The 12,881-nt window shown below is 46.0% G+C and carries 9 protein-coding genes; 7 read left to right on the top strand and 2 right to left on the bottom strand.

Annotation, left to right across the window (positions count from 1 at the left end; translation table 11 throughout):
• Positions 1–233 precede the first annotated feature (233 nt).
• A complete protein-coding gene (gene crtD, locus ACXIT9_RS05855) occupies positions 234–1,718 on the top strand; it encodes a 1-hydroxycarotenoid 3,4-desaturase CrtD (RefSeq protein ID WP_458055291.1) in 1,485 nt (494 codons plus the stop codon).
• Entirely contained in the window at positions 1,711–2,475 is a 765-nt protein-coding gene (locus ACXIT9_RS05850) for a hypothetical protein (protein WP_458055290.1), read from the top strand. Before crtD ends, ACXIT9_RS05850 begins: the two co-directional genes overlap by 8 nt.
• A gap of 21 nt (positions 2,476–2,496) precedes the next feature.
• Here the strand turns inward: ACXIT9_RS05850 and ACXIT9_RS05845 are convergent, their stop codons facing one another.
• Together ACXIT9_RS05845 and ACXIT9_RS05840 are read right to left on the bottom strand one after the other, a co-directional pair.
• The gene (locus ACXIT9_RS05845) at positions 2,497–3,831 is read right to left on the bottom strand and encodes a M28 family metallopeptidase (protein WP_458055644.1); all 1,335 of its coding nucleotides are present in this window, start codon (positions 3,829–3,831) and stop codon (positions 2,497–2,499) included.
• 31 nt (positions 3,832–3,862) lie between these two features.
• On the bottom strand, positions 3,863–6,481 hold the full coding sequence (locus ACXIT9_RS05840) for a M14 family zinc carboxypeptidase (protein WP_458055289.1): 2,619 nt from the start codon (positions 6,479–6,481) through the stop codon (positions 3,863–3,865).
• 226 nt (positions 6,482–6,707) lie between these two features.
• On the opposite strand from ACXIT9_RS05840, the gene ACXIT9_RS05835 reads away from it, so the two are divergent.
• The 5 genes from ACXIT9_RS05835 to ACXIT9_RS05815 all read left to right on the top strand — a co-directional run bounded on the left by ACXIT9_RS05835 (position 6,708) and on the right by ACXIT9_RS05815 (position 12,861).
• Positions 6,708–7,400 (top strand): hypothetical protein, encoded by a 693-nt coding sequence (locus ACXIT9_RS05835; RefSeq protein WP_458055288.1) that lies wholly within the window; start codon positions 6,708–6,710, stop codon positions 7,398–7,400.
• A gap of 146 nt (positions 7,401–7,546) precedes the next feature.
• Positions 7,547–8,374, top strand: coding sequence for a DUF4382 domain-containing protein (locus ACXIT9_RS05830; protein ID WP_458055287.1), 828 nt, complete (start codon positions 7,547–7,549; stop codon positions 8,372–8,374).
• A 939-nt stretch (positions 8,375–9,313) separates the two neighbouring features.
• Positions 9,314–10,522 carry a hypothetical protein gene (locus tag ACXIT9_RS05825; protein ID WP_458055286.1) on the top strand — a complete coding sequence of 403 codons (1,209 nt, stop codon included), beginning with the start codon at positions 9,314–9,316 and terminating at the stop codon, positions 10,520–10,522.
• A gap of 23 nt (positions 10,523–10,545) precedes the next feature.
• Positions 10,546–11,766, top strand: a complete 1,221-nt coding sequence (locus tag ACXIT9_RS05820) for a hypothetical protein (protein ID WP_458055285.1) — start codon at positions 10,546–10,548, stop codon at positions 11,764–11,766.
• 537 nt (positions 11,767–12,303) lie between these two features.
• Complete coding sequence (locus ACXIT9_RS05815; protein WP_458055284.1) at positions 12,304–12,861, top strand: DUF6705 family protein; 558 nt, start codon at positions 12,304–12,306, stop codon at positions 12,859–12,861.
• The last annotated feature ends 20 nt before the right edge of the window (positions 12,862–12,881 follow it).

Here is a 12,881-nt window from a genome sequence, read left to right as displayed (position 1 = left end):
GCAGGCAAGTAACTGCCTCCAGCTTCTATCGAACGCTTTTGGGAGAAATTACCCTTTTCTCTCGTTTTTAGCCATCCCATAACGGAGTTTTTTCTTATGGAAAGACGCTTATCAGCTGGGCTGTCCTATGCTGGTGTAAAGATCCGGTACTTTTCCCCCTTTCCTCCACATAGTTCCTAAGAATTCCTTCCTACAGCGAAAACAGGCCCAAAAAAAATGTGTTAATTAGGGGTATGAAAGAAAAAAGAGCGCTCGTCATCGGCTCAGGAGTAGCGGGCCTGGCCGCCTCCATCCGTCTGCGTCAGCAGGGCTATGCCGTAGACGTCTTCGAGGCCAATGCTTACCCGGGAGGAAAACTAGCTGAAATTCGCCTAGGAGGATACCGCTTCGATGCCGGCCCCTCCCTATTCACCCTGCCGGAAGAAGTAGAAGACCTCTTTCGCATCACCGGCAGGAAGCCCGAAGATTTTTTCACCTACGAAAAACTCGATATCACCTGTCACTACTTTTGGGAAGGAGGAAAAACCCTAAAAGCCTATGCAGACCCGCACCTCTTCGCCACAGAGGCTGGCCATAAATTTGGGGAGCCTGCCGAAAACATCCTCGCACATCTGAACCAAAGCGCCTTCATGTACGACAAACTGGCGCCCCTTTTTATGTACCGCTCCCTGCACCGGCTGCAGACCTGGACCAATACCGACGCCCTAAAAGCCTATGGGCAGCTGCATAAGCTGGGCCTTTTCTCTACCATGCATCAAGCGAACGCACAGGCGCTCCAGCATCCCAAGCTCGTCCAGCTCTTTAATCGATACGCTACCTATAATGGCTCTAACCCCTATGAAACACCCGCGACCCTTAACATCATTCCCCACCTAGAATTTAATAAAGGCGCCTTTTTCCCGAAAAAAGGCATGCACGACATCACCCAGTCCCTGTATAAACTGGCCCAGTCCATCGGTGTACAGTTCCACCTGAACAGCCCCGTAGAAGAAATCATCGTAGAAAAAGGGAAGGCGCTCGGGGTGGTGGTCTCCGACCAAAGGATCTTCGGCGACCTCGTAGTCAATAATATGGACATGGTGAATGCCTATAAAACAATTTTGCGCAAGCAAAAACAACCTAAACGCCTGCTCAACCAACCCAAATCCAGCTCTGCCCTGATTTTCTACTGGGGCATCCGAAAAGAATTTCCCGAACTTGGACTGCATAATATCCTCTTCTCCGAAGACTATCAAAAAGAATTTGACTACATCTTTAACCGGAAAGAAATCTATAAAGATCCCACGGTGTATATAAACATTACCTCCGTCCATAAGCCGGACGATGCGCCTAAGGGAGGGATGAACTGGTTTACTATGATTAATGTGCCAAATAACCAAGGACAAAACTGGGAGGTCTACATCCGAAAGGCGCGGCGCTACATCCTGGAGAAAGTAGAGCGCGTCCTCGGCACAGACATCAGCCCGCTGATAGAGGTAGAAGAAATTCTCGACCCGAGAAGCATCGAAAGTAAAACGAGTAGCGCACAAGGGGCCCTTTACGGAAATAGCTCGAACAACCGCTTCTCTGCTTTTTTGCGCCATGCCAATTACAGCCCGAACATAAAAAATCTATACTTCTGTGGGGGCTCCGTGCACCCGGGGGGAGGTATTCCCCTGGCTCTGTTATCCGCCAGGATCGTGTCCGAAATGATCGAAAAAAAACAGCACCATGGATAACATGCCCCTGAAAAAAGGCCAAAGGCCTAAGCGACTCCGTCCCATCGACCGCCTGCGCTTGATTTTCGAAGAGCAACTCAGCGTCCTGACCCTGGCAGAGCCGCTGGCCATCTTCTCCATGCAGGACTATATGGAAAAAATGGGACAGCAGGGTTTCCATAGTGCCTTTATACAGGATGAAGCCGGCCACTATTGGTGTTTCGAGGCAGATGATGAGCGCCCGCGTCCGGTGGAGGAAGCAGACTGGCTCCCACCAGAGACCCCGCTGCTCAGCGTCTTCCGGCTGCTCCAAGAAAAGAGACGCTACTTCATCCGCGATGAAGAACAGCTACCCGCTTATATCGTCACCCGAACGGACCTGGATAAAATGCCGATGCGCCTCGGAATTTTCGGTATGATCAGCATATTTGAGACCTTCTTAAAAGAAAAAATCCGTCATGAAATAGCCGACTGGCAAAGCTCCATTTCTGCCGAGCGCTTAGCGGCAGCCACACAGCTCTACGCCACTAAGCGCGCACGAGAAGAAGAAATCGACCTGGTGCAGTGCTTGCAGTTTGGCGATATCGGAAGCATCTATTCGAAACAGCAGCGCTTCCGGGCCTTCGATCCGACGCTGAGCCGCGACCGCTGGGTGGAGCGCATGAACGCCATCGGGAAACTTCGCGATGCACTGGCACACTCTCAGGCACACTTAGGCCTTTCTTGGCCTGAAATCGGCACCTTAATCGCCTTCATCCGCTCGGTCGTAGACGAATGAAGGCGAGTAAATCCGCTGCGTTTAACGCATAATCGGCTGCGGAAAAACAGGTAGGCTTTCGAAACCGCGTTCCCCCACTGCCTGCACAGCAAAGAAGTAATTATCCTTCGAATAAGGAAGCTCCATGCGCGTCTCCGTAGTAAAAAACTTTTTCTCCCACATCGACTGATCCGTTTCGCGCATCAACACGTAATAGCCCACCGCTTCACCCGTTTCGGGGGCTTCCCACTGGAGCGTCGTCGAGTTACTAAGGCGTCGCACGTCGATGCCCACCTGGCGAGGTGCAGAGGGTGCGGTGGCTAAAGCAGCGAGATTCGCGACATTTAGGGCCGTCACCTTTTGCATGTACGCATAGTCCACGAACTCGGGCAGATCGCCATACTGGATGCCGTCCTCCACGCGCACATCTTCATGCTGATAGTAATAATTTTCGTTCATCTCACATACCCGTATGGCCGTGAAGCCCTCCCGGGCAAAGGGTGTCTGATCTCCTCCCCGTAAAAAGCGATCCGAACGGTAGATAAGTTTGACCTCCAGCTGATCCACATAGCGCTCTCCAACCTCTTTCATGTAGCGAGCAAGCTGGCGAGATGGACTGTCATTTTCTGCGTTCGTGTAGCGACGAATGGCCGCTCCCCGCTCGGTCTCAGCGACTGGGATGCCCTCAGAAAAGATGCGGACACGGGTATTGTCTGCCAGCTCGGTACCCGAAGAGCGACTATTCCCGATCATGTCATTATTGAGCATGGCGACTAGGTTCCACTCTTCGGCCTTAGCGCGTTTGGCCATGTGCTCAGCGCCCTTCAGTCCCTGTTCTTCACCAGTTACGATAAGAAAAATGATCGTCGCAGGAAAGGAGCGCTCACTCATCACGCGCGCCATCTCCATGACTCCCGCCACTCCGGAACCATCATCATTGGCACCAGGTGCCTCCCCGCTACGATCCATCACGTTCAGCGCCCGGCTATCGATATGCGCACTGACGATAAATACCCGATCGTCCTGCGGATCGCTGCCTTTTAGCGTCGCCATGATGTTCGCAAGCTCCACATCCTGGGGGATTCTTCTTCCATCTGCTGGAACAGTAAAGCGGTCCAGCACCACATCCAGCCGGCCATCTTTTGCCGCAGGCAAGGCATCGAAAAAGCCTTTCACATAATCCTGAGAAGCATCGATGCCGCGCCCTTCCTCCCGCTCACTGAGACTATGGCGTGTCCCAAAATCAGCTAAGGTGTACACATACTCCTTTAGGCGTTCGCTATCCACCGCGTCCACCATTTTGGCGACATCCGCATCCCGCATGACGAGGGTTTGCGCTACTGCCGCAGTTCCTAGCAGGGTGCTATACGCCCCCATGACAGCCCCGAGGGCCCAACATTTCCACATCTTAATTTGCATCACTTGTTCCAGATTGTATGACTTGGCCGAAAAAGACGGCATTTAAAAACAGTTTATTCGTTCCGTACCAGACGGCACGGAAATTGGGATTATCAGCGAACGCCACCACCCGGCCTGCTCCTAGGCGCTTCACGACGATCCCCGCACTTTCCGAAAGGACTTTTTCGATTTCGGGATGCACGTAACCACTCGCCAGCGGATTTTTTCGGTAGCGAAGGGGGCTTGCATAAGGATTTTTAGGCAGCTCTAAAATCAAATTGGTATTCCGAAAGGTGTACATTTCTTCCTGTGTGTAGCCATACCCGAGGGGGTGGCTGAGATCTAGCTGTGCATGAAAAATCGTCCCACTCGTCAAGCGTGCCCCCCGATTTTTTTCGTAATCTTTATACGCACGGGCTTCTCCGGCCTCCTTTTCTTCCGGCGCAAGCTCTCGAAAGTCGATCTCTGCCAGCCCCATTTTATCCACCCACTGGAGGGCTTGGCCGCGGGCGATCAGGGTATGCCCTTTGGCCGTCCAGGCCTTTAGCTTTTCTGCCTCCCGCTCCCCCCATACGGCATCATAGTTGCCATTCGGAAGCGCGATGACCGTGTACCGGCTGAGGTCTGCGCTGGCCAGCCGCTCGGTCGAAAGTAAGGTAAGCGGTAGGTGCATCCGCTGGTCGAAGAGGTGCCAAATTTCACCCGCCTCGATGCTGTTTACGCCAGGTCCCACCAGCAGGGCCACCTCGGGCTTTTGGAGCACATCGATTTGAGGGGAGCCTAAGTTAACTCCCATCGTGTAACCCGACTGGATCGCATGTACGTCGATGCCGAGTGGTAGCGCTTCTTCGCGCAGGATCCTTTCCAGCTCTACTTTTTGCGCGTCAGCGCCACCCCGAGGGATGCTTACCACCACAGCGCCTGCCTTTAAGGCTTGCTCCTCACTTAGCAGTAAGGGCTGATGGCTGAGGCGCACCAGAAAACCAGCCTCCATCAGGCGATGCGTCAGGCGAGGGGCGTAGTAGGCATGCCACTCGAAACTGTATGCCACCGGATCCTCGGCCTCATGGAAGCGCCCGGGAGGTAGGGTGGGGCTGTCCGCCAGCAAGGTCACATTGGCCAAATTGACTATCCGACTGCTGAGTGCCATGTAATCCACATGAAAGGACATGGGCATGGTCCAGGCTGAGACATCATAAAATAAGCTGTCTGTAAACTCGTTTCGAACCTCAAAAAAGGCTTTGATCAGCCGATATTGAGGCTGGTTTAAGGGCACTATGTAAGCTTTTTCCTGCTCGAAAGACACACTGTTGACGGTAATGTCTTCGTTCAGCTGATACACATCGATGGCATGCTGCTGTATCATTTGGGCCAAGGCATGTGCGCGAGCGGGGTCCTCCTTCTGACCGAAAATGTAGGCCTTGTCCGTATCTGCCTCCGCCTCCTGGAGGGCTTGCTTATAGAATCCGTGCTGATAGCGATGAAGCTCCTCGCGCATGGCTGTTACGGCCCGAAAGGTGCTAAGGGATGTCCGAAACTGATTACGGATCGTAAAGGCAAACGGCAGCGGACCATAGATGCTTTCCTGCAGGTGGCCACGCGAGCTGGCCTGCTCGAATAAAATACCGATGCTGCCCTGTATATCTGGGTAGGTGGAGCCATAGCCGAAAAAGTACTCGTCAAAACTCTCGCGTGAGTAGTAAAGACTGCCGATGCCGTCGAGCTCCTCGGCATGGTATTGGGCGATTTTTTCGGTGAGCACCATATTTTCTTTTGGAATCAGGGGATGGTCACGCGAAGGAATCCCCGGCTGAAAAAAGTAGGTGCTGTTCTTGCCCATCTCATGGTAGTCTAAAAAGACGGTGGGCAGCCAGGCCTGAAAGTGTTTTACACGATGCTGCGACTCGGGATGCTGCACGAGCATCCAGTCCCGGTTTAGGTCGAACCAATAGTGGTTTCCTCGGCCTCCCGGCCAAGCCTCACTGAGCTCCCGCTGATTAGGATCCCCATTTAAGGTGTAACTCCGATGACTATTCACCCAGGTCGCAAAACGATTGCTCCCATCCGGGTTCATGGAGGGATCTAGCATCCAGATCGTATGCGCTAATTCAGGTAAGACCTCTTCTGCGGCGGTAAAAAAGTAGGCAGTGAGTAAAGAAGCATTTAGCGCGGAAGCCTCATTTCCATGCACGCTATAGCCAGCCGCCAGCACCAGCGGCGTATCGGCGTAAGGGATGGAGGCATTGGGATTACGAAACTCCTTTCGGCTGCCCTGGAGCGAGTCTAAGGAACGGATGTTCTCTGGGCTGCTGATATAAAGCACCACCTGCGGCCGCTTTTCGTAGGTCTGGCCGATCACCCGTAATTCCGCTCGCTCACTAGAAGCCGCCAAGGCCTCCAAATACCGCAGCGCCTGCCCATAATCTGCATGCCATTCGCCCACCTGAAAGCCTAAAATCTCTTCTGGACGAGGAACATTCGGATCGTAGCGATAGCCTTCCGGCAAATAGTAGTCTAGGGAAATGTCAGCAGTTTCCTTGGGCCCGACCTGGGCCAATAGGGGCTCAGTGCCCAGATAGCCAAGGGCCAGGAGAAGGAAAGCAAAACGTGTGGTCAAGAAGCGCATCATGCTTTTATGTAAATCAATGATGAAGTGATGAGGTGAAAAAGTGAAAATAAGCCTTGGCGATCAAAATGAAAAACCATTCATAAAAGACTGCATGGGAGCACATCCATCTCTGGGCAGAAGCCGTCCTCCCCAACACTTTTATTTTCTAATTTTTCAAAAATAAACCCAAACCAATACGGTCTTTCTGCGTAAAAAAAGAGGAAGAAAATTTTAAAAAATGCGAAGAATGAAAAAAGTTATTTTTCTTGGATTGCTTTTTATGGGGATAACCTATCTACAGGCCCAGACTACCCCGCATGAGCCGAACCTAGCGGGCATACGGATTTTCACAGGCTTCTCGAGCGGAGGCCTCTTCGATGAGGTAGGGGAGCTGGTGGTACCGGGCATCGGGCTGGACTATTTGCACCAGGTGAAAAAAACGCCTTTTTACGTAGGGGGAAGCTTTACCTATGTCCGCTTCGGAACCGAAATGACCAGAAGGCAGGATGTCCTCGGGGGCGTGGCCCAATCCTTTCGGATCAGAAGAAATAACAACATGATCACGGGAGCGGCTGTGGCCCGGCTCATGCACGATGTGGGCTATGGACTTAGCCCTTTTGTAGAAGGGCGTTTTGGTGCCCTGCACACCTACACCCGCTCCAGAATCCGCGAAAACAGGCTAGCAGATCCCATTTCCTCTGGAACGGAACAGTTTGACTGGGCCGCTTTTTATGAGGTAGGGGCTGGATTAAATTACGCTATCCCGCAGACTACGGTAAAAGTGGAGCTTTCGATGACCTATTTTAATACCCTTGGCGAGCTGGATTTTCTCACCCGTAGGGATGCTGTTTATGCCGCTGATGGGGATTTGACCTTAAACGTACGCCGTTCCGTGTTTTTACTGTGGGTGCCGCAGATCGGTGTGAAAGCACGGTTTTAAGGAGGGTGCCCGCCGGGCAAAGGGCAGTAAGCGTCCTCATCTCTGCAACTGCGGAGAGGGGGACGTTTACTTTTTTAGCTTTAAACCGAAATAAATAGGCTTTTTTTGGCACACGCTTTGTTGAAGGCTGTGCAAAAATATAGAGAATGGAAAAGAGAAGCTATCTTTATTTCTTTGCCCTTCTGCTGGGGATAGGGCTTTTAACCGGCTGTTCTGAAGAGCGCGAAGAGCAGCTCGATCTGCAGGGGGCCGCTCAGGTAAATATTTTTTTAGTGGACGCTCCCGCAGATTTTGATGAAGTGTGGGTGGAGGTGCTGGCAGTGGAGTTACGACCGCGCCAAAACGGCCCAGAAGAGGACGAGCGTGCCTGGATTCGCTTTCCCTATGAAAATGAAGCGGAGGGGATGCTCAACTTGCTGACGCTGACAGGTGGGCGCTCAGAGCAGCTGGCCAGCCTGGAGGTTCCAGCAGGGGACTTGGCACAGATTCGACTTATTTTGGGGGACAATAACTTTCTCATGCGCGGAGGGCAGCGAATACCGCTTACTACACCAAGTGCGCAGCAGAGCGGCTTGAAATTAAATTTGAATATGCCTTTGTCTCCAGGAGGCACCTATGACCTGGTTTTGGATTTTGACGTCGACCGTTCGATCGTTCGCGCAGGTAATAGTGGGATGTTTATACTCCGCCCCGTTCTTCATGTCGTGGTAGAGGCGCTGGCCCAGGTAGAAGGTCGGGTACTGCCTGCGGAGGCGGGTCCTCTGCCGGTCCGTTTGATTCAGCAGCAAGACACTCTTTCAACTTTTACAAACGCCGAAGGGTTTTTTCGCCTCGGTGGCTTGCGCGCAGGAACCTATCGTTTAGAGGCAGTGCCGAATGCTCCTTTTATCCCCTTTCAAGTGGAATCTATTCGCCTGGATGAAGGAGAGCGTAAAATTCTAGAACCATTCGTTTTAGAGGTAGAAGACAATTAAGACTATTTTTTTTCGAGCGATTAATTTTTTTTGATGGCCGCCGCTTTGCGCATGTGCGACAAGCGGCGGTTTTTTGGTATGCTGTGCATGGCATCAATGAGGTGGTGAATACACACTGTGGGGGTTTGTAATCGCCATCCGTTTCATGGCGTGCAGGCTTTGGGCGAATGGCGAACAGCTACATCCTTGTCACTACCATTACCACGCATAGACTTAGACGAGCAGGATATATATTCTTGGCAGCATATTACAGCAAGATTAGACTTAAAATTTAAGGGAAAGCCCTCCAACGAACAGTACGCAGGGTGCTGTGCGAGGACAGCGAAGGGACCAATTCCTGACTTCTTATTGGATCGGTGCATTCTTGTTGCCAATCATGGTGTATGCTTATTTACCTAAATTGGTGCAGTTGTAATTACCGATTACCCCACAAGGAGCAATTCGAACACCTGCCCTCCAAAGGACCAAATAGCGTAATCAAAGATAAATGCAATATGTTTTCGTCGAAAAGATACTGTTCGTAGATAATTTATAATTTTTTACGCTGATTATCAGTGTTTTATAGGTTGGATTAGAAATATTTTTATTGAAAACTTGATTTTTAATCGGGGGGGGGTAAATTTAGTTAAATTTTATGACGTTAAAATTCTTTTACCAGTTAAAGTCCGACCAATTCTCAACCAATTGGACTGCCTGATTGGCCAAGTCCTCCAGAGGAAAACATTTGTCGCTGCAAACAGGGTGGTTGTTACGGTGGGAATGCGATTTCACTTAGAGCCAGGTGTGGTCAAGGAGATTGTTCTGTATTTCCATCTAATTGTCCTCCAGATTAATTAAATCTAAAAATTTAGGCTAAGGTTTTCTGCCTTAGTCTTCTCTTTTTAGAATGTGAATTTATATATAATGTATAAGTAGAAAATCGCAGTATAACATCACAATTTGTATAATTTATTCAATTGTCTAAATAAATATGTTTTTGATTCAAAAACATATTTTGATCTTAGTTGCATCTTGTTGTTTTATAAACAGATAAATATCAAAAAATATCTTATTTTTAGCTTTATTGTTGTCTGGTTTGGGTGTAGTAAGAAAGAACAAAATGTAGTCCCCATATATCAAGAGCTTGATCTTTCTATTCAATCCTTAACAATAGATACTTTGCTTTTAGAAAAAGATTATTTCTCAGGGGTTGGCTTTCTAATGGTAGCAAATGAGCGAGTGCTTTTTGTAGATCAACTATTTAGTTCTATCTTCTCATACGATGTAAAAGGGGAATATCTTGGGACATATCTGGGTAAAGGACAGGGCCCTAATAATCAAAATGTTATTCATGGTTTACAACCTTACGCATTTGATGGATTTCATCTTATTTTGGACAACTTCCAACTAGTGGTATATGATAAAGACTTTCAGAGAGTTGAGTCTTTTCCTATCGAATGGGAGTATTCTGAATCTTATCAAGACATGCTAAATAATCCAAAAGCAGAGATGCTTGGTCTTTATGAGATCGATACGAAGCAGCATGGCTACAACACCTCATTTATAGTAAGTAGACAATCCGATGAAATCTTACTTCCCATGACTATGAGCCACCCTAAATTGAATGGCTATATCTCTGAAGAGTATTACAAATACGTTTATGTGTTGGGCAAATATAACATCAAAACTAAGAAAGTTGAGTCGGGAGTTGGGAAAAGATCCGAAGAATATTTAAAGCAACTCTTTATCCCCAATTTTGATTTTTCATTTATTAGTCAAGGGGAAGACAAAATTTTTATATCTTATGGAATAGATCCTTTAATCCATGTGTATGACTTCAATGGTACATTACGCTACAAATTTGGAAAAGAAGGCTTAGAGATGAATACAGCGTATCCTAAAACAAGTACCATTGATGATGCTTTGGATAGGTATAAGTCGGATTTAAAAAGGGCTGGTTTTTATCATCACATTTATCATGATACCCATAGTGATTTAACTTTCAGGTCTTATTATCCGAATGGAATAGAACAAGGATTTTCAAGACTACAGATTTACAAAGGAAATACCTTGATCGGTGACGTACAAGTTCCTGAAAGATTTCAAGTAATTGGTAAAATTAGGGATTATTATTTTGCCGATGGTTTAATTGATGAGGAAAATGATTAATTAGGAATATTTAAGTTTAAATTATGATTATGAAATGTTTTGGCGCTTTAATACTGTTTCTTTTTTCTTTAGAGGCTTTATCACAAGTAATAATTGTGGTAGATGAAAATAATAAACCCTTGCCTTTTTATACGTTATCCATTGGTGATAATAACAATATTCAAATTGGTGATAAAGATGGTAAAACGATAATTTCCCGTGAAGAAAACCATTGTAATTATGTAATCAGGTACTTGGGGTATGAAACCAAATTTTTTTGTTTATCGGATTTAAAGAACGATGAAAATGTAATTCAGCTTAAATCAGAATTTATAGATTTACCAGAATCGGAGATAAAAAGCTATTCGGATGAAGAATTGATAACCCGTTCAAAAATCCAATTAAGCGAAATGACTGATAAATTTAATTTAGCTAGAAGCTATTTAAGAGAATCTTCTAAAGATTATTTATGGGAGAGTTTTGGCGTAGTAACATTGGCTGGATTACAGGATAGAAATAACAAGAAAACTCAGTTCAATCATGGAGGCATGGGATTTCTAGCTCAATATTCTAGTTTATGGACTAGTTGCAAAGAACTAGTTCCTTTTCAGTCGAATATGGGTCTGGTTTCTACTTTTATACAGGATCTATTTCTGAGTATAATTAATACAAAAAATTCCAAATGGAAACTATCTGATCATATAGAAAATAATGAAGAAGTTTTTGAGTTGAAGGATCTTAACACTCGGGTTCAGTTAAATAGTGATGGTAGTATAAAAAAACTAATAATTCTAAATCAGCCTTTTGCCAAGTACAAGATAGGAAAGGAGTCTAACCTGACAGGGGAGATAAGTTTTATCATGGATAAGGAGAATTATTTTATTTCGCAATTAGAGTTTGATATTCATGATGAATCAAATAATTCTAAACTATACTGTAAGGTTTTGGATTATCCGAGAGAAATTAAACTGCCTGAAAGATATTCAAATAAAAGAAACTTGAATGCTTTACTGAATAATTTAGGTAATTTTACATCTTCTCCCAACTATTTATACGATGAATCAAAGTTTTTAAAACTTAAAGAAGGAATTGATTATAAAAATAAAAGTGAAGTCACTAAGGGTTTGTCGTTTGTCTCTGATAGTTATTTATTTCATGAGATACACAAAACCGATGATTCTTCTTCGCTCAGTTATCTACAACAAAATTCAAATTTCATTCTAGAGCTACTTAAAATTTTAAAATCATATGAACTTGCTTGGTAAACTTCATTTTATCGTTGTTTCGCTGTCCGTTTTTATACCAATTTTTTTTAATGATAATAGTGATTTAATAATTAATCCAAAAATCATCTACGTGACGGAGGTAGATTAAGACGAACATGAAAATATAGGTATCTGTCCGGAGTTTCTCCTATTCCATGCGGTCGAAAAATTTTTTAGGCTTGCCTTCGGAATTAAACGGGAGTTTTAAACGGCTTTCAACCCCGCTCAGTCTGATGGAGCCTTATTTTTTTTGAAAGTCACCTTGCCTAACGGCACTTCTGTCCTGTTTCACGAACAGATAGGGCTTGAAGAGCTAATGGGGATCCTGGAAAGCCCTCCAACGAACAGTACGCAGGGTGCTGTAAAAGGATAGCAAGGGAACTAATTTCTTACTTCCTATTCGATGAAATCTTAATTCTACCGCTTTTTGAAGCAAATTTCGTTCTTTGTAATATTTATAAAATAATTATTTTGTAAAAATCTGAAACTATTTTGTTTATTTCGGATAAAGTGCTATATTAATATAAATTTTATTTTATGGTAACAAGAGGAATCGTAGTGGCTGCCTTCGTGCTGTGCATGACAGCGCCCTTATTTGGTCAGCATCAGGTCAGTGGTCAAGACGCTGAGCATAAATTAGCCGAATTAGAGGGTACTTGGAAGCATGAAAGCCAAGGTCGAGAATTGACGATTAAATTTGTTCCTGTTTATATGAAAATGGGACCCGTTGCGGAAGCAGAGGTGCGAGACGTAGTCTATGGATACATTCTATATGAAGATAATGATGGGGTCGTCATGGATCAATTGCATGAAATAGGAAAGTATGAAACAAATCAATTTATGAGCTTTGAGTCTTATATGGAAACACCAAAGGATAAAATTCCGCAATTTTTATTGAGTGTTAGCCCAATAAGTAATAAGATTAGTGGATCCTTTTCGCTTCATGGTGGTGAAAAATATTTTTTCTCTATTGAAGTAACTATGTTAGACAATGCTACTATTAAATTGAAGTCTCATGCTGATCATAGAAATGAAGCTGATCTAACTATTTTCCCGAAAGAAATAAGCGAGTTAACTTTTATACGGGTTGAATAAAGGCAACCTAAAAAGCCCCC

Source organism: Nitritalea sp. (assembly GCF_054166705.1).
Note: the sequence above shows the minus strand (reverse complement) of the source record. Positions and strands in the feature narration are given on the sequence as shown.